The sequence below is a fragment of the Gluconobacter sp. Dm-74 genome (assembly GCF_018256135.1).
Lineage (GTDB): Bacteria > Pseudomonadota > Alphaproteobacteria > Acetobacterales > Acetobacteraceae > Gluconobacter > Gluconobacter cadivus.
This window is the reverse complement of record NZ_JAERLX010000003.1, coordinates 216,397-234,191: the sequence shown is the minus strand read 5'-3', so window position 1 is coordinate 234,191 and position 17,795 is coordinate 216,397. Positions and strand designations below refer to the sequence as shown.

The 17,795-nt window shown below is 60.6% G+C and carries 14 protein-coding genes; 8 read left to right on the top strand and 6 right to left on the bottom strand.

From position 1 onward, the window contains the following. Positions 1–115 precede the first annotated feature (115 nt). Together uvrA and JK208_RS06550 are read left to right on the top strand one after the other, a co-directional pair. Positions 116–3,160, top strand: coding sequence for an excinuclease ABC subunit UvrA (gene uvrA / locus JK208_RS06555; protein WP_211575083.1), 3,045 nt, complete (start codon positions 116–118; stop codon positions 3,158–3,160). A gap of 151 nt (positions 3,161–3,311) precedes the next feature. After that, the gene (locus tag JK208_RS06550; RefSeq protein WP_211586757.1) at positions 3,312–3,962 is read left to right on the top strand and encodes an RNA methyltransferase; all 651 of its coding nucleotides are present in this window, start codon (positions 3,312–3,314) and stop codon (positions 3,960–3,962) included. A 45-nt stretch (positions 3,963–4,007) separates the two neighbouring features. Here JK208_RS06550 and JK208_RS06545 read toward each other — a convergent pair whose 3' ends face one another. Beyond that, positions 4,008–4,949, bottom strand: coding sequence for a rhodanese-related sulfurtransferase (locus tag JK208_RS06545; protein WP_211575081.1), 942 nt, complete (start codon positions 4,947–4,949; stop codon positions 4,008–4,010). Between the two features lie 167 nt (positions 4,950–5,116). Here JK208_RS06545 and JK208_RS06540 point away from each other — a divergent pair, with 167 nt between their 5' ends. The 4 genes from JK208_RS06540 (at position 5,117) to JK208_RS06525 (ending at position 9,334) form a co-directional block, all read left to right on the top strand. Next, entirely contained in the window at positions 5,117–5,602 is a 486-nt protein-coding gene (locus JK208_RS06540; RefSeq protein ID WP_211575079.1) for a hypothetical protein, read from the top strand. Continuing rightward, a complete protein-coding gene (locus JK208_RS06535; RefSeq protein ID WP_211575077.1) occupies positions 5,586–6,815 on the top strand; it encodes a hypothetical protein in 1,230 nt (409 codons plus the stop codon). The genes JK208_RS06540 and JK208_RS06535 overlap by 17 nt, the downstream gene beginning before the upstream one ends. A gap of 10 nt (positions 6,816–6,825) precedes the next feature. Beyond that, complete coding sequence (gene guaD / locus JK208_RS06530) at positions 6,826–8,178, top strand: guanine deaminase (protein ID WP_211575075.1); 1,353 nt, start codon at positions 6,826–6,828, stop codon at positions 8,176–8,178. Between the two features lie 178 nt (positions 8,179–8,356). Next, positions 8,357–9,334 (top strand): DUF3034 family protein, encoded by a 978-nt coding sequence (locus tag JK208_RS06525; RefSeq protein ID WP_211575073.1) that lies wholly within the window; start codon positions 8,357–8,359, stop codon positions 9,332–9,334. Between the two features lie 120 nt (positions 9,335–9,454). Here JK208_RS06525 and JK208_RS06520 read toward each other — a convergent pair whose 3' ends face one another. The 5 genes from JK208_RS06520 to JK208_RS06500 are packed head-to-tail and all read right to left on the bottom strand — an operon-like array spanning position 9,455 to position 14,092. Beyond that, the gene (locus JK208_RS06520; protein ID WP_211575070.1) at positions 9,455–10,858 is read right to left on the bottom strand and encodes a nucleobase:cation symporter-2 family protein; all 1,404 of its coding nucleotides are present in this window, start codon (positions 10,856–10,858) and stop codon (positions 9,455–9,457) included. Between the two features lie 9 nt (positions 10,859–10,867). Continuing rightward, entirely contained in the window at positions 10,868–11,200 is a 333-nt protein-coding gene (gene uraH / locus JK208_RS06515; RefSeq protein WP_211575068.1) for a hydroxyisourate hydrolase, read from the bottom strand. After that, positions 11,197–11,721 carry a 2-oxo-4-hydroxy-4-carboxy-5-ureidoimidazoline decarboxylase gene (gene uraD, locus JK208_RS06510; RefSeq protein WP_211575066.1) on the bottom strand — a complete coding sequence of 175 codons (525 nt, stop codon included), beginning with the start codon at positions 11,719–11,721 and terminating at the stop codon, positions 11,197–11,199. The genes uraH and uraD overlap by 4 nt, the downstream gene beginning before the upstream one ends. Further along, entirely contained in the window at positions 11,718–12,617 is a 900-nt protein-coding gene (gene puuE / locus JK208_RS06505) for an allantoinase PuuE (RefSeq protein WP_211575064.1), read from the bottom strand. Before puuE ends, uraD begins: the two co-directional genes overlap by 4 nt. Before the next feature lie 14 nt (positions 12,618–12,631). Then, positions 12,632–14,092 carry a SidA/IucD/PvdA family monooxygenase gene (locus JK208_RS06500; protein WP_211575062.1) on the bottom strand — a complete coding sequence of 487 codons (1,461 nt, stop codon included), beginning with the start codon at positions 14,090–14,092 and terminating at the stop codon, positions 12,632–12,634. A gap of 174 nt (positions 14,093–14,266) precedes the next feature. On the opposite strand from JK208_RS06500, the gene JK208_RS06495 reads away from it, so the two are divergent. Together JK208_RS06495 and JK208_RS06490 are read left to right on the top strand one after the other, a co-directional pair. Beyond that, positions 14,267–15,190, top strand: coding sequence for a LysR family transcriptional regulator (locus tag JK208_RS06495; RefSeq protein WP_211575060.1), 924 nt, complete (start codon positions 14,267–14,269; stop codon positions 15,188–15,190). A gap of 193 nt (positions 15,191–15,383) precedes the next feature. Continuing rightward, complete coding sequence (locus JK208_RS06490; protein WP_194261108.1) at positions 15,384–17,741, top strand: TonB-dependent receptor; 2,358 nt, start codon at positions 15,384–15,386, stop codon at positions 17,739–17,741. Positions 17,742–17,795: the final 54 nt, after the last annotated feature.

Below are 17,795 nucleotides of genomic sequence, written 5' to 3'. Positions count from 1 at the left end.
TTCTCGAATTGTTCTTTTCATACGTGCGTAAGTTCCCATCTAATGGGGAACAATCCAACGCCATTCAAGCGCGTTCGATCTCACAACTGCCTTTTCTCCACATTCCGGGGTCTCCGTGAGCTTTCCAGACAATCATTCGATCCGTGTCCGTGGGGCCCGCGCCCATAATCTCAAGAATATCGACGCCACGATCCCACGGGATTCCCTGACGATCATCACGGGCCTCTCCGGCTCCGGAAAATCCTCTCTGGCCTTCGACACGATCTATGCCGAGGGACAGCGGCGCTATGTGGAAAGCCTCTCCGCCTATGCCCGCCAGTTCCTTGAACTGATGGGCAAGCCAGACGTGGATTCCATTGAAGGCCTCTCTCCGGCCATCTCGATCGAGCAGAAAACCACGTCCAAGAACCCGCGCTCGACCGTCGGCACGATCACGGAAATCCACGACTACATGCGGCTGCTCTGGGCGCGCGTGGGAATCCCCTATTCCCCCGCGACCGGCCTGCCGATCGAAGCGCAGACCGTCAGCCAGATGGTGGACCGCATCATGGCCATGCCCGATGGCATGCGCCTGATGTTGCTCGCCCCCGTCGTGCGGGACCGCAAAGGCGACTGCAAGCGTGAACTGGCCGAGCTGACCCGCAAGGGCTTCACCCGCGTGAAGATCGACGGCGAACTCTACGAAATCGCCGAAGCCCCGGAACTGAACCGCAAGACGCGCCACACCGTCGAAGTCGTCGTGGACCGGATCGTGGTCAAGGAAGGGCTCGAATCCCGCCTCGCCGACAGTTTCGAGACCGCCCTCGAACTCTCGGACGGTCTGGCCTACGCGGAGGAAGTCAAACGTGCAGGCGAGAAAGAGGCCCCGGCGCATGTCGTGTTCTCGTCGCGCTTCGCCTGCCCGGTCTCCGGCTTCACGATCGAGGAGATCGAGCCGCGCCTGTTCTCCTTCAACGCCCCGATGGGCGCCTGCCCGGTTTGTGACGGTATCGGCACCGAAACCCATTTCGACGAAAACCTGATTGTCCCGGATGACAGCCTGACGCTGGCCGAAGGTGCGATTGCTCCATGGAAGGGGGCAAGCACGGACTGGTACGACCAGACGCTCGCCGCTCTCGCCCGCCATTGCGGCGATGACATGCACACGCCCTGGTCTGACCTCCAGCCCGCTACGCGTGACCTCATCATCAACGGTTCCAAAGAGCCGATCGACATTCCCTATACCGATGGCGGGAAGGTCCATATCGTCACCAAGCCGTTCGAAGGCGTGCTGAAGAACCTGCGCCGCCGCATGGCCCAGACTGACAGCATGTGGGTCCGCGAAGAACTGTCGCGCTACCAGTCCGAAAAACCCTGCCATGCCTGCCACGGCGCACGCCTCAAACCCGAGGCGCTGTGCGTGAAGGTCAAGGACCTCAACATCGCCGAAGCCTCGGACATGCCGATCCGCAAGGCGCTCGACTGGTTCTCCGGCGTAGAAGCAACCCTCACGCCCCAGCGCGCCGAGATCGCCCGCCGTATCCTGCGTGAAATCACGGATCGCCTGCACTTCCTCGACGATGTCGGGCTGGACTACCTCACCCTGTCGCGCGGCTCCGCAACCCTGTCGGGCGGCGAGAGCCAGCGCATCCGTCTGGCGTCGCAGATCGGTTCGGGCCTGACGGGCGTGCTGTATGTGCTGGACGAGCCTTCCATCGGCCTGCACCAGCGCGACAACGAACGTCTGCTCGGCACGCTCGAACGCCTCAAGCGCCTCGGCAACACCGTCATCGTCGTCGAACATGACGAAGACGCCATCCGCGCCGCCGATTACCTGATCGACATGGGACCGGGCGCGGGCAAGTTGGGCGGACAGGTCATCGCCGTCGGCACCCCGGCCGAGGTCGCCCAGAACCCCAACAGCATCACCGGCGCCTATCTGTCAGGCCGCAAGGTCATTCCCGTCCCGACCGAACGCCGCAAGCCCAGCGGCATGCTCACCCTGCACGGCGCACGCGGCAACAACCTCAAAGACCTGACGGTCGATTTCCCCCTCGGCACCTTCATCGCCGTCACGGGCGTTTCGGGTGGCGGCAAATCCACACTCGTCATCGACACGCTGTATAAGGCGCTGTCCCGCCAGCTTATGAAATCGAGCCAGACACCGCTGCCCTATGACCGTCTGGAAGGCGTGGACAATCTCGACAAGATCATCGAGATCGACCAGTCCCCGATCGGCCGGACCCCACGCTCCAACCCCGCAACCTATACGGACCTGTTCGCCCCGATCCGCGACTGGTTCGCCGAACTCCCCGAATCCAAGGCACGCGGCTACAAGCCGGGACGCTTCTCCTTCAACGTGAAAGGCGGACGCTGCGAAGCCTGTCAGGGCGACGGTGTTCTCAAGATTGAAATGCACTTCCTGCCGGACGTGTACGTGACCTGCGACACCTGTAAGGGCGCGCGCTATAACCGCGAAACTCTGGAAGTGAAGTTCCGCGGCAAATCCATAGCGGACGTCCTGTCCATGACCGTGGACGAGGCCCTGCCGTTCTTTCAGGCCGCCCCCAAGATCCGCGACCGTCTCGCCATCCTGCAACAGGTCGGGCTGGGCTATGTCGCCCTCGGCCAGCAGGCCACCACGCTTTCAGGCGGCGAGGCCCAGCGCGTCAAACTGTCAAAGGAACTGGCCAAACGCGCCACTGGCCGCACGGTCTATATCCTCGACGAACCCACAACCGGCCTGCATACCGAAGACGTCCGCAAGCTGCTTGAAGTGCTGCACACCCTCGTCGATCAGGGCAACACGGTGTTGGTGATCGAGCACAATCTCGAAGTCATCAAAACGGCCGACTGGCTGATCGATATCGGCCCCGAAGGCGGTGACGGCGGCGGTCAGGTCGTCGCAGCCGGAACACCGGAAGACATCGCCGCGTGCAAAGCCAGCCATACCGGCCGCTTCCTCGCCCCGCTTCTGGACGCACCGGGCGCAAGACAGCCCCGCAAAGTCACAGCCACCAAAATCACACAAGCCATGCTCGCCGCCAGCCTACCACCGCCAAAAGCCGAGCGCACAGCCGCGAAAAAGGCAAAAGCCGCTAAGGAAAAAGCAGCGGAAAAGACTCCCGAAAAGAAGCCCAGAGGCCGCCCCGCCGGGTCCCGCAACAAAACCAAAGCCTGAACCCGATTACGTCTTTCAGAATACGCTGAAAAGACAACAGATCATGATGCATGGCCTTTCCTCACTGAAGAGGCCACGCATCTGATCCCGACTTTGGACAGCAACCAACATCGTCGCTAGGTATGGTGCCCGGACGGTGGAGGGCTTGAGTGTGACGATCGAACGCAAACAGACAGACAAACCAACCGCCCGGAAACGGGCGGACGCGATACGAGACTTCCGGTGCAAAAACCTCATCGTTGTTATCGAAGACCCGGAAAACCCACGAAATATTGGAACCGTCATCCGGAACGTGAACGCTTTCGGCGCAGAAAAAGTATACGTCATTGACCCTCGTGGAGTTCTTTCGGACGACTGGAATGAATTGCGTACCGAACCAAAACTCTCGAAGCTATCAGTTTCCGCCGTCAAATGGACATTCGTAAAGCGCTTTGACAGCACAGAAGAGTGCCTCGCACATTTGGAAAAAAACCACTTCGTCTCGATCGTCACGTCACCCCATCGAAAGGGCATGTCCAATGTTTTGTTGGACGAAGGCGATTTTACCGAACATGCCAAACTGGCAGTCTGGTTCGGAAGTGAAACTAAAGGAATCAGCGACATTGCCGCCCAACGAAGCAGGCAATGTGTATCCATTCCCATGTTTGGAATGATCGAAAGTCTCAATCTGGGAACAAGTTCAGGAATTGTTTTGTATGAAATAACAAAACAACGTCGACAATATCAATCCCACAACAGGCTCCGCGCCTCTCGGGAAAATCTTAAAAACCCTACTCCCGCTTTGATCGTCGAGGAAAGTTAGGAGCCCTTTCAGCGAGAGTATCTTCTCTTCCCCGCCCGGCCACACTTACTTCTGCCGAACACCCAGATGCCCAACCTTTCGCGCCTGAGCCAGTGCTTCCTGACGCTCACGCTCGGCATAACGATGGCGCTGCTCTTCCGTCCGTTCGTTGTGGCAATGCGGGCACGACACACCCTGCACGAACAGCGGCGAGGCCTTGTCGTGCGCGTTTAGTGGCCGACGACAGGCATGGCACACATCATGCGTCCCGATCTCCAGCCCATGCTTCACCGACACACGCTGGTCGAACACGAAACACTCGCCTTCCCACAGGCTCTCTTCCTTGGGCACGGTCTCCAGATATTTCAGAATACCGCCTTTGAGATGATAGACCTCGTCCACACCCTCCGCCCGCGCAAAGGACGTTGATTTCTCGCAGCGGATACCGCCCGTGCAGAACATCGCAATCTTCGGCAGACGGCCTTCCGCTTCCAGTTCCTGCCGCCGTTTGCGAAACCATTCCGGGAATTCACGGAAGGATTTCGTCTTCGGGTCTTCCGCGCCTTTGAACGTGCCGATCGCCACTTCATAATCGTTGCGCGTATCAATCAGGATCGTATCGGGGTCGGAAATCAGCGCGTTCCAGTCTTCCGGCGCCACATACCGCCCCACGCCCTGAAGCGGGTCGATATCCGGCTCGCCCATCGTGACGATTTCCTTTTTCAGCCGCACCTTCATGCGGCGAAACGGCAGTTCAGGCGCGCGGGAATCCTTGCTTTCCAGGTCCGCACAGCCCGGAAGCGCGCGAATATGCGCCATCACGCGCTCCATACCCTCATCAGTGCCGGCAATCGTGCCGTTGATGCCTTCGCGCGCCAGAAGCAGGATCCCTCTGATCCCCTCACGCTCGCACAATTCCAGCAACGGCCCGCGCAATGCGGCAGGATCGGCGAACGGCGTGAAATGATACAGCGCGACAATGCGGATCGGTTCGAAAATATCGGACATGAGGCAGGCATCCGGCGACCGGGACCGCAGACACAGCCGCGATCGGATGAAAAAGACAGCCCCGGAAATATCAGGGCCAAAGCCTCGATACCAGCCCGAAAGGCCGCATGGACAGGCTGCTGCCCGAATGGCAGACAGGACATCTCCCGAACGGCCAAAGCAGACCGATGAAGATACCCGATGCCCTGCATCAGAGCCTCATACTTCTGAAGAACCATGCCTTTGTGCTCGGGATAAGCCTCTCACTTCTTATGGCGCTGGCCATCGGCCATGCCTGGACGGCACACAGAGCCTTCAGGCCGGACAGTTTCACCTCCGCAGACGACCCCTCCCTGAAAGTCCGCGTGGAGACCTGTCACATCACCCCGAAATTCATCTCCGTTTCCGGCTGGGTTCTGTCAGATCTCTGGCCCGGACCCAAAGCGTCTTTCGTCCTCACTGCCGGAGACAGAGCGCAGGAAGTGTCCATTCCCTACAGGCTTCAGGAGCGACCTGACATCGCACACGCCGCCCATAAGGACGGCAATGCGTTTCACAACCGGTACGGCTTCACCGCCATCGCCCGCATCCCTGAGGGACTAACCCCAGACGTGCACCTAAACATCATTGCAGGACACACGCTCTACAGGATGTCGCATGTCTGCCGCACTTAAGCGCAACGGCGCCTTCATCGCCTTCCTTCTGATCGCGACTCTCTGGATCGACACCCACATCAACCGGTCGATCTTCATCGACAACGACATGTTCCGCCACGCCCTCGATCACCGGAGCCTGCTATCCTTCCTGCACATGCGTTACATGACATGGTCCGGTAGGGTCGTCATTGAGGCCGCACTGGCGGAAACCATCCGCTATGCGCTCTTCTGGAAACTCCTCATCCCGTTCTGCACGGTTCTTCTGGCCTATGCCATCTGGTCCTGCACCCTGCGATCGTCCCTGAAACCCGCTTTCGGAATCCCGCTCGTCATGGGGCTGTTTCTGCTCCTCCCGCACGAGGTCACGGAAGAGTCCGTTTACTGGCTTTCAGGCTTCTACAATTACCTGCTCCCGGTCTCCTTCGCCTTTTTCTCGATCAGCGTGTTTCTGCGGCAGAACGAGGCTGGAAACACGATGCGTTTCCTGTCGCTTGCAGCCCTGCCCATCGGCTGCTCGATCGAACAGTCCTCCCTGCTCCTGCTGTTCTGCACAGCCATGTCCACAGCCCTGTCCGCCCTGGGCCGCCGAACGGTTTCTCTTTACAGCGCCCTCTACCTGACGCTCGCCGCCATCCTCTCAGCGATCGTCCTCGCCGCTCCCGGAAACGGCCGCCGCTATGTCGCGGAAATCGGCAACTGGCTGCCGGAATTCCCCCAGTACAGCACCCTTCAAAAACTCTCCCTCGCCCTCGACCGCATCCACCGCACCAGCATCAGCCCGGACAACCACATCCTGCTCGCAGCCCTCGTGCTGTCCCTCTGCTTTCTGACGTTCGTCAAACGGAACCGGGGCTTTCAGGATATGGCCGCCATGGGCGTGATGCTGCTGGGTCTCCTGCTCATGCTTCCCACACACCTGCTCGGAGCCCTGCGCTGCGATCGGTTCCTCTATGATCTGAACTGGGTCTCTCTCAACACCTATGTCGCGTTTTTCCTCACGCTGTGCCTGTTCGTCTCGATCCTATGGTGCGCCCTGTCCCTGAAAAACGCCGCAACCCTCCTGTCCTTCCTGACCGGAGGGTTCATCATCACGATCCTGACGGGCCTGTCCCCCACAATCTACGCTTCCAGCCACCGCATCCTCCTCGTGCTGGACCTGACGCTGCTCCTCTATACCTGCGGCCTGATCCATACCCTTCTGACGCAGACACGGGTGCGTTTCCTGCGGTAAAGGATTTCCCATGACCGAGAGCAGCACTCCCCGCACCAGTTCCCCCACCATTTCCCACCGGGCCATTCGCGGCCCGTTCCTGACCTTCCATGCCGATCCCTTCACCACCGATCCCATGGACGCCCTGCATCACGAGTCCGACGGCCTGATCCTGATCGAAAACGGCCGCATCACCGCTGCTGGTCCATGGGACAGTCTGCGCGATACAATCCCCGCCGGAACACCCATCGACCACTACCCCGACATGCTGATTTCCGCCGGCATGATCGACACGCACGTCCATTACCCGCAGCTTCCGGTCATCGCCTCCTATGGCGAGCAGCTTCTGGAATGGCTGGAAAGCTACGTCTTCCCCGCCGAAGCCCGCTACGCCGATCTGACTTACGCACGCACCGTCGCCCGGCAATTCCTGAACGAACTTCTGCGCGTCGGCACCACGACAGCCGCCGTGTACTGCACGGTCCACCCCCAGTCCGTGGACGCCTTCTTCGAGGAATCCGAACGCCTCAACACCTTCATGATCGCAGGCAAGGTCCTGATGGACCGCAACGCCCCGGAAAACCTGCGCGACACCGCCCAGAGCGGCTACGATCAGTCCGCGGACCTCATCGCACGCTGGCACAATCGCGGACGCCAGCTTTACGCCGTCACTCCCCGCTTCGCCCCCACCAGCACCCCCGAACAACTTGATCTCGCAGGCGCCCTCCTCGCCACGAAACCCGACCTGTTCATGCAGACGCATCTGCTCGAAAACCGCTCCGAAATCGCCTGGGTCCGCGAACTTTTCCCCGATCGCAGTTCCTATCTGGACGTGTACGACAAGGCCGGCCTCCTGCGCCCCCGCGCCATCCTCGCCCACGCCGTCCATGCCGAAGAAGCCGATTTCCAGCGCTGTCACGACACCGGCTGCTCCATTGCACACTGTCCCGGCTCAAACCAGTTCCTCGGCAGCGGCTCTTTCCCGCTCTTTGAAGCCCTCAAACCCGACCGCCGCGTGCCCGTCGGCATCGGCAGCGACATCGGCGCCGGGCCGTCCCTGTCGCTGCTTCAGGTCCTGTCCGACGCCTACAAGGTCGCACAGGGCCTCCAGACCAAACTCCATCCCGCGCAGGGGCTCTGGCTTGCCACGGCGGGAGGCGCACAGTCCCTCGGCCTTCAGGACAGGATCGGCAGCATCCAACCCGGTCTCTACGCCGATCTCTGCGTCTTCGATCCCGCCGCCACACCTCTGGGCCGCATCCGCGCGCAGACAGCCGAAACCCTCGCCGACCGCCTGTTCGCCCTCACCATGCTGGGTGACGACCGCAGCATCGCCGCCACCTATGTCGCCGGGGAGCTCCGCCACCAGCGCAGCGCAACCTGACGCCACAAGCACACACATCACAGAAGGGGCGATGTCATCTTTTGACACTGAATTTTTTCAAAATTGCGCGGCCATCTTAATTATTTATCAGTATTTCCACAGTCATACTGACGGCAGTATTTAACCTGCGAGAATACTCCTGGCTCACCCTCGGGCTCGCGACCTAAAAGCAGGACCCATGCACCGCTTCTCCTCATCCGCACAGGCCGTCCGATCCCTGATGTCCCTGACTGCGGTCCTGTCCCTCAGCACCTTTCTTCCAGACCACACCGCCCACGCCGCAGACAGCACAGCAGAGACGCCGCAGGTCACCCTCGGCAATGACGGCAACAGCAAATCCCTGTTCCGCACCCTCTTTGACGGACAGCGCGCCATCGGCACCGGTGGCATGACGTCTCTTGAAGGTTCAAGCGGCGGCGGCCTCGCAAGCTGGGCCACCATCAGCGGCTATGGTAGCGACAAGAGCGCAGGCATGGCCTTTCACTACAGCTACGTGAACCTCACCAATTACTGGGACCAGAACGTCGGTGCCTCGATCGGCCTTTTCGACCGCGTCGAGCTTTCCTACACCCATAATTTCTTCCAGACCCGCGCCACAGGCGCCAAGCTCGGCATCGGCAACGGCTACCAATTTGACCTCGACGTCGCAGGCGCGAAAGTCCGCCTTTTCGGCCATGTCGCCGACAATACCCTGATCCCACAGGTCGCCATCGGCGCCATGTACAAACATGATAGCGACAGCCGCATCATTCACATGGTCGGCTCAAAACACACCGATGGCGCAGACGCCTATCTCGCCGTCACCAAGCTGTTTCCGAAAGTCGGCATCCTGATCGACACCACCGTCCGCTTCACCAAGGCCAACCAGTGGGGCATCATCGGTTTCGGTGGCGACCTCGATAACAATTACCACGCGCAGTTCGAAGGCTCCCTCGGCTATCTGCCGCCCTTTCTGCCCGGCCTCATTGTTGGCGTTGAATACCGCACCAAGCCCCGCAACCAGCGCTTCACCGACGAAAGCAACTGGTTCGACGTCTACACCAGCTATTTCATCAACAAGCATCTGAACATCACGCTCGCTTATGTGTCACTTGGCACGATCGCGACGTTCAAAAACCAGACGGGCTTTTATTTTTCCGCCCAGACAGGATTCTGAGGTGACAATCCGGGCTCTGCCCGGACCCGGCAGGGATCTCGATCCCTGCACCCTGATTACACGAATCGGTGTCCAGAGGCCTCCGGCCTTTGGCGGGTTTCAGGGCAGAGCCCTGATCCCTCACCCCTCCCGGATACGCTCGTCGATCAAAGACTCACGCGGCACATCCGTCGCATGCGTTGCCTCGTGAATCGTCCGCTTCACATTGAAAATCAGATGCAGCGAAATTGCTGACAGCGATCCAAGCGTAATCCCGCTCCCGAAGACAATCTTCGCCCACATCGGAAACGTATCGGAGATATGCGGCTGCGCCGTCGCCAACATACTCAGCCCGATGCTGGTCCCCACGATAATGACATTGCTCTGCCGGTTGAAATCCACCCGTGACAGCGTCTGCACACCCACGACCGCCACGGTCGCAAACATTGCCAGAGCCGCTCCGCCCAGAACCGGCAGCGGTACCGCAGCCACCAGCGCGCCCAGACGCGGCAGACACCCCAGCAGCATCATGATGACCGCCGCCGCCGCCACAACCCAGCGGCTCTTCACCGCCGTCATCCTCACCAGCCCGACATTTTCGGCAAAGCATGTGTAGGGAAACGAGTTCAGCACCCCGCCCAGCATGGTCGCGATGCCATCGGCCCGAAGCGTGCGGGCGATGTCTTCGGACGTGATCGGCTTGTCCACGATTTCACCCGTCGCATAGACGTTGCCGATCGTCTCGATCATGGAAATCGTCATGACGATCACCATCGACAGGATCGAGACCGGATGAAATGTCGGCATCCCGAAATAGAACGGATGCGTGATGGACAGGAGCGGCGCGGACGACACTTCTCCGAAATTCGCATCGCCCAGTATCCAGGCCACCAGCGTTCCCAGAACCAGTCCGATCAGCACGGCAATCGTGGCAATAAACCCGCGAAACAGCCGCTGGATCACCAGAATGGATGCCAGCGTCCCCAACCCGTACCAGATGCTCCGCAACGGAACATGATCCTGCATTACGGACGGACTGGCTCCCGAGACAATATCATTCGCCGCCACCGGCAGCAGCGCCAGACCGATGATGAGAATGATGGACCCGGTCACGACCGGCGGAAAAAACCGCACCAGCCCGGCGAAATGCCGCGCCATCAGCAACGTCACGAACCCCGCCACGATGACCGACCCGTAGATGGACAGCAGCCCCGGCGTCCCCCCGCCCACAGCAGAGCCAATGGCGATCATCGGCCCCACGGCGGTAAACGTCACACCCTGCAACAGCGGTAGCCGAACCCCGACCGGGCCAAACCCCACCGCCTGAAGCAGTGAAGCAATCCCGCAGGTGAACAGATCCGCATCAATCAGATGGATCAGCGTCTCGCGCGGCAGATGCAGCGCCCCTGCCACGAGGATCGGGACGATGACCGCCGCCGAATAGAACGCCAGCACATGCTGCAACCCGTAGGCCCCAAGCCGCCAGACCGGCAGTTTCTCGTCAACGGGATGCAGACCGGTCATCGCGGCATTCTCGGCAGTCATGAAAAGCCCTCAGCTTCCGCGATAGGTGGAATATCCGAACGGCGCCGCCAGCAGCGGCACATGCGCATGGGCTTCCGCCGCCAGCCCGAACACGATCGGCACCACATCCAGAAACGGCGGATCAGACAGAACCTGCCCGCTTTTGCGAAAATAATCGCCAATCCGGAACTCCAGACAATACGTCCCTTTCGAAACCGCAACATCCCGCAGCTCCGGGCAACGCCCATCTGCATTCGTCTGGCCTTCAAACAGAACCCGGTCCCCCTGCAACAGACGCAGGCTCACACCCGCAGCAGGCTTTCCGGACACCGTATCGAGAACATGCGTGGACAGAGAACTCATGCCGTCACCAGATCTTTCAGACGAAGCCCTGCAATCGCATCAATCTGCGTCAGCGCCTCGGTCAGTTCCTGTTTGGGAGTGCCAGAAAGACGGCGCTCCATTTCATCCATAATCACGGTTTTCGCCGCTTTTCCGGGTGCAGCGACCTTGCGCACGCAGATCACGAACGGCATGGCAAACCGCGCGCGATACGCGTCATTCAGCCCCCGAAACCGCTCATATTCCGCAGGCGTCAGACGATCCAGCCCGACCGAAGCCTGTTCCGAGGCGGAATGTTCCGTCAGATCCGGATCAATCCCGGCCCGGTGCCCAAGCTCCGGATGCGCCCGCACCAACGCAAGCTGCGCCTCCACGCCCGCAGACCGCACAACCTCCGCAAACGCGGACAACATCGCATCCCCATCCACAAAAGGCCGTGCCTTCAGTGCCCCTACCGCCACCCACGGCGAATGTTCGTAAAGCCCACCGAACCGGGCAACAAACGCCTCAGCCGACAGTGCATTGACGTCAGAAATCTTCATGCCGGATGCACAGACTGCCAGTGCCGCGCAATATCCAGCCGCGTCGCCACCCACACGCCTTCGCGCTTCTGAATATGCTCCAGAAACTTCAGCAGCCCCAGCGCCCGCGCTGGCTTACCCGCCAGACGGCAATGCAGCCCGACCGACATCATCCGTCCGCCCTCGCGATACAGCATGTCGAACGCATCGCGCAGATAGGTGAAGAACTGCTCGCCTTCCGTAAAACCGTTCAGCGCCGCAAACTTCATGTCATTCGCGTCCAGCGTATAGGGCACGATCAACTGCGCCCGACCATTGGTCCGATCGTAATACGGCAGATCATCCGCATAGGAATCGGCGTCGTAAACAAACCCGCCTTCCTCCGCGACCAGACGCGCCGTGTTCGGGCTGGTACGCCCCTGATACCAGCCGAGCGGCCGCTCTCCCGTGACTTCGGTATGCAGCGCAATCGCCTCGCGAATATGCGCCCGCTCCACGTCTTCGGGAAAATCCTGATAATCAATCCAGCGCAGACCGTGAGACGCAATTTCCCAGCCGCTCTCCTTCATGGCCGCCACCGCCTCCGGATTGCGGGCCAGAGCCTTCGCCACACCAAACACCGTCACCGGCATCCCGGCTTCATCGAACAGCCGCCGCAGCCGCCAGAACCCGGCCCGGCTGCCATATTCGTACAGGCTCTCCATCTGCGCACAGCGCGCGCCGATGATGGATTTCGTGCCCACCATTTCGGACAGGAACGCTTCGGACCCCGCATCCCCATGCAGAACCGAATTCTCCGCCCCTTCCTCGTAATTGATGACGAACTGCACGGCGATACGCGCGCCATTCGGCCATTTCGGATCCGGCGGCGTGCGGCCATAGCCGATCATGTCCCGCGGATAGCTGTCCTGCGTCATGAGCGTTTTCCTTTTCAAAGAACCGGCGGATCGAGGCTGACGAGTTCTTCCGTGTCATAAGCCAACAGGCTCGCCAGATGCCTGTCCCCGTCCTCCACGAACAGATCGCGCGCAATGCCCCGCGCCAGCTTCTCCACACCGAAACGCATCCCGCTGATGGACGCCCCCGAAAGCCCCATGCTCGGCATGGCCCCGAACGTGAAATTGTAGATCTTCGCCAGCATCGGCGCCTTCGGATCGGACGCCTCCTTCGGCAGGAACTGGAACCGCGCCCCCAGATAGGGATGGCTCCCCAGAAGCGCGCTGTCTTCCCCGGCAGGTGGCGTGAAATGATCGCGCCACAGCATCACCGAAGACGCAAAATCCCGCGTTTCCGGACGTTGCGACAGGTCGATCGTGAACCCCGTCCCGATAATCAGGAAATCGAAGCGCATCTCGCCCTGCGGCGTCGTCACCACGATCTCGTCGCCATCCATCCGCGTTGCCGTCCAGGGCGTTCCGGGATGGAAGGCGAAGTTCTCATGACGGCGGCAGCGCCAAAACGTGTCCTGCGGCGGCGGCTGGTTCAGGCTGTAGATCTGCCGCATGAAGCGCCAGCGCGTCAGGTCCGGCAGTTCCGAGAAATGCGCGAGAAAGCCCGCATTTTCCATCCAACGATACGGATTGATGGCCGGGATTTTCGCCCGACGCAGGCACAGATCCACCCGCCCCGCGCCCTTTTCCAGCGCCGTCGCAGCGTTATCGAACGCCGAGGCCCCTGCCCCCAGAATACCGATCCGCTTGCCCTTCAGAGCTTCAAAATCAATGTCTTCATGCGTATGGGCATAAACGGATTTGGGCAGCGTCTCGGAAATGAAGGAGGGCACATGCCACGTCCCGCCGCCGTCAATGCCCGTCGCCAGAACCATCCGCCGTGCCAGACGCACCGTTTCCTGACCGGCCGCATTGCGGAACGTCAGCCGCAGCAGCCCCTCGTCCCAGCCGACATGCACCAGTTCCTGATCGTTCACGACCGGGATGTCGAGCGTCTGCCGCACCCAGTCCAGATAGGCCTGCCAGTCATGACGGGAAATCTTGTCCAGATCTTCCCATGCCTGCGCGCCGTAACGCGCCTCGAACCAGGATTGCGGCGTGAGGCTCGGGATTCCCAGATCAGGCCCCGTGACATGCCGGGGCGTGCGCAGCGTGATCATGCGCGCAAACGTCACCCACGGCCCTTCGCCACCTTTCACTGCTTTTTCAAAGACCTGCACATTGGTCACACCCTGCCGCCGCAGACCGAAGCATGACGTAATGCCCCCCTGCCCCGCGCCGATGATCGCCACATCCAGAACCGCTTCCCCGTCACGATCCTGCGTCAGGCTCCAGTTTCCCGTCGCATAACGGATTTTCGCCAGATCCTCCCGCACACGCTCCGAAAGCGCAGCCAAAGCCTCCAGAACCGGAGCATCGACGGGAGAAACGGTGGATGTCATGTGGTCAAACCCCAAAGAACCGGTACGGACAGGGCAGTCTCCGGAGGGCGCCGGAGTGTCTTTCCGCATCAAAAACGACAGGTCACCTGTCGGGCGGGATAGTTTCACACCGCCTCAAGGTCGTATACTCCATAAAAACGCTCCTCCCGTTCGCAAAAAGAGAGCAGTTCTTCCATGCCTGTCTTCTCACGCTTCCTGCGCTACTTCCTCGCCGTCGCCCAGCACGGTTCCATCCGCCGCGCCTCCGAACATCTGCGTATCGCCGCTTCCGCCATTGACCGGCAGATCCTTCAGGGCGAGGAATCCCTCGGCACGCCCCTGTTCGAGCGCCTGCCCACCGGACTACGCCTGACCGCCACAGGCGAACTCCTTTACGCGCACGGCAAACAGTGGTCGCGGGACCTGACCAATATGTGCGTCCAGATCGAAGACATGCGCGGCCTGCGCCGTGGACAGGTGGATATCGCCGTCCCCGACGCCCTGACCCGTGGCTTCCTGCCGCGCCTGCTGCGCGCCATGCGTACGACCCATCCCGGCATCACCATCTGCACCCATGTGCTGGACAACAGCCGCATCCAGAACACCCTGATCGACGGTTCCGTCGACCTCGCTCTGCTGCTCAACCCGACCCATGCCCGCGGCCTTCTGGTTCGCGCGCACAAGGACTTTCCACTCGGCTTCGTCTGCCTGCCGAACCATCCCGTCGCAGAGCGCAAAAGCGCCCGTTTCAGTCTGGCGATGAATTATCCCATGATTATGCCCGAGCCCCCGCTCGCCCTGCACCGCCAGATCGACATTCTTCAAATCGACAGCAATCTCAACATCCACGCCGCTGCCTCCTCCGACAATATCCAGATGATCAAGTCTCTGGTCCGCGAGGGCATCGGCCTCGGAATCCTCAGCGCGCTCGACGTCATGGAAGAGGTCACACGCGGTGAACTGGCTTTCATTCCGATTTCCAACCACGATCTCGCTCCTCTGACGCTCGCCTTGTGCGTGGACCACTCCCGGCAGCTTTCCGGCGCGGCCCGACTGGTGATTTCCGAACTCGAAAAAGAGTTCCTCTCCCCCACCACACAGCCCCACCCCGCGGCCTGATTTCCCGCCCCGAAAAACCGCGTCATACAGGAGACATAGACTGTCACATTTTTGCACCACCCTAAAAACGGCAATGCCCCGGCCTTCATTTTATCTTTGATGGAGATAGGCCATCCGTTTTACATCCACGTTTCGAATAAATACCGTTTCCAAAGTGCACCTTTTGGTGCGACAGACGCAGGAGCCCGGCAGCATGAAAGACAACCATCAGTCCCGCGGCTCCGGATCACGCTCCGGCTCACTGGGCTACAGACGTCAGCTTCTCGCCGTCACCTGTCTCGCCGGCAGCGTGCTCGCCGCTTTCGCAACGCCAGCCCGCGCCGCACAGCCAGCGAAACACCACACCCCCCGCCATCAGACCTCCAGCCGCAATGCTCCGAAAGCGGCCCGGACACCCTCACGCGCAGCCGCTGCACCGCGCGCACCCCATGCGCTTGATGCGTCTGCTGCCGAAACGGTCTCCGTCACGTCCTCGCGCCGCGCGCTGAACGGCGGCGGCGGCATGATGCGCGTCGAAACCGCCCCCCATGCGGTACAGACCGTCACCAAGGAATTCATCGACATGCGCGCGCCGACCAGCACGGCGCTCGACCTGATCCAGAACCTGCCGAGCCTCAACGTTACGACGCCGGATTCGTCGGGCATGCAAGGCGGGCAGATCCAGTCCCGCGGCCTGACGGATCTCGATATGGGCCTTCTGGTGGACGGCGCTCCGGCAGCGGCAGCGAAATATCTGAGCGAGAACGTCGACTCCGAAAACGTCGAGAGTGTCAGCGTCACGCCCGGTTCCTCGGCAACAGATCTTCCCGTCATGTCCGCCGCCGGTGGCGTCATGAACGAGGAAACGCGCACTCCCTCGCAAAAGCGCGGCGGCCTGATCGACTTCTCCTACGGCACCAACAACCTGTCACGCGAGTTTCTGCGCCTCGAATCCGGCGAAATCGGCCATAGCGGCGTGCGCGGTTATTTCTCGTTCTCCAACACCCATGCCCGCTCCTGGATGGGTGCTGGCACCAACCAGCGCAAACACATCGATTTCGGCCTCCAGAAAGACTGGCATAACGGCTCCAACGCCAAGTTCTTCCTGTCCTGGAACTCCGCCGACTTCGTCATCGACAACTACCCCACCTCCGACCAGTTCTTCCGCTACAAACACACCGGACAGGGCTATGGCCGGACGGATGACCGCAAGAGCAACAACTACTGGGGCAACAACAACGACCACTGGAACCAGATTTTCATCTCGGCCCCGGTTCATATCGTGCTCCCCTCGCACCTGTCGTTCGACATCCATCCCTATTTCAGCTTCGGGCAGGGCTGGGACGCCTCTCCGGGCGGCACGACGACCGATGCCGCAGGCGTTACGCGCGGCCTGACGAACTACTTCCTGCAAAACGAATACCGTTCGGTCGGAACGATCACGAAACTCAACTGGGAAATCGACCGGCACAACACCTTCTCGGTCGGCTACTGGTATGAAAACACCCAGACGATCCAGTCCTACCCCAGCAGTTACCAGATGGCGGACGGCAACGCGCCAAGCCCCAACTGGGCCGCGTACCAGATTTCCGCTGGCGACAAACAGACGGCCGGTTACGAAATCCAGTCCCTGTTCGTGCATGACACGGCCAAGTATTTCAACGATCACCTGACGGTGGATGCCGGGTTCAAGTTCGTCATGACGAACATCTGGAACAAGGACTATTACGGCCGTCAGGAAGCCAACCGCACCGCCCCGCTGCCGCAGCTTTCAATCGGCTACCGTATCAACAACCACCATCAGGTCTACCTGAACGTGGAAGGCGACTACCGCCAGCCCAGCGCGGTCGATCTCGGCTGGCTCTACACCAGCGTCGCGATCCCCAAGAACCAGTATTCCATCAAGGAAGAACTCGGCTACCGCTACCATGACGATTACATCGTCGCCGATGTCGCGTTCTTCAACTACAACCTCACCAACCGCATCGTGGACCAGTATGTCGGCATGAACAGCTACAAGCCGTTCAATATCGGCAGCCAGCAGATGCGCGGCTTTGACGTCATGATCGCCGGACGCCCGATCCACGGCTTCAGCCCTTACGCCTCCGTCGAATATCTGCATGCCTCACAGGACAGCAACGTCTTCGATCCGTATCTGAACACGATGCTGCATTCCAAGGGCACGCAGGCCGTCATGGCCCCGCATGTCATCGCGAATTTTGGTCTGACCTATACCTATAAAGGCTTCTTCGCGAACGGCACCGTCCACTATACCGGTCCGCAATCCGTCAGCATCGCAGGCGACCAGCGCATTCCGGGCTACGTCACCGACACGCTCTCGATGGGCTATCACTTCAAGCCCTTCATGTTTGCGCAGTCCCCGACCTTCCGCCTGAACTTCACCAACCTCACCGGCTCCATCGTCCGCACCGGCGCCATGGGCGCGGTCTATAGCGCCAAGGACCCGAGCACGGTCCATAGCGGCAATCTGGCGCCCTATACCGGCTACGGAAACTCTTTCATGGTTTCCCCGCGCTTTTCCATGACCGGAACGATCTCCACCGCCTTCTGACGGGAAGGGGCGGGGCACACGCCTCGTCCCAAAACCACGTCTCCTCCGCTGCGT

Coding starts and splice junctions, on each gene's coding strand:
- guaD (WP_211575075.1), top strand. CDS start 6,826: ATGACCGAGAGCAGCACTCCCCGCACCAGTTCCCCCACCATTTCCCAC.
- JK208_RS06535 (WP_211575077.1), top strand. CDS start 5,586: ATGTCTGCCGCACTTAAGCGCAACGGCGCCTTCATCGCCTTCCTTCTG.
- JK208_RS06545 (WP_211575081.1), bottom strand. CDS start 4,949: ATGTCCGATATTTTCGAACCGATCCGCATTGTCGCGCTGTATCATTTC.
- JK208_RS06540 (WP_211575079.1), top strand. CDS start 5,117: ATGAAGATACCCGATGCCCTGCATCAGAGCCTCATACTTCTGAAGAAC.
- JK208_RS06500 (WP_211575062.1), bottom strand. CDS start 14,092: ATGACATCCACCGTTTCTCCCGTCGATGCTCCGGTTCTGGAGGCTTTG.
- JK208_RS06525 (WP_211575073.1), top strand. CDS start 8,357: ATGCACCGCTTCTCCTCATCCGCACAGGCCGTCCGATCCCTGATGTCC.
- JK208_RS06490 (WP_194261108.1), top strand. CDS start 15,384: ATGAAAGACAACCATCAGTCCCGCGGCTCCGGATCACGCTCCGGCTCA.
- uraH (WP_211575068.1), bottom strand. CDS start 11,200: ATGAGTTCTCTGTCCACGCATGTTCTCGATACGGTGTCCGGAAAGCCT.
- JK208_RS06520 (WP_211575070.1), bottom strand. CDS start 10,858: ATGACTGCCGAGAATGCCGCGATGACCGGTCTGCATCCCGTTGACGAG.
- puuE (WP_211575064.1), bottom strand. CDS start 12,617: ATGACGCAGGACAGCTATCCGCGGGACATGATCGGCTATGGCCGCACG.
- uraD (WP_211575066.1), bottom strand. CDS start 11,721: ATGAAGATTTCTGACGTCAATGCACTGTCGGCTGAGGCGTTTGTTGCC.
- JK208_RS06495 (WP_211575060.1), top strand. CDS start 14,267: ATGCCTGTCTTCTCACGCTTCCTGCGCTACTTCCTCGCCGTCGCCCAG.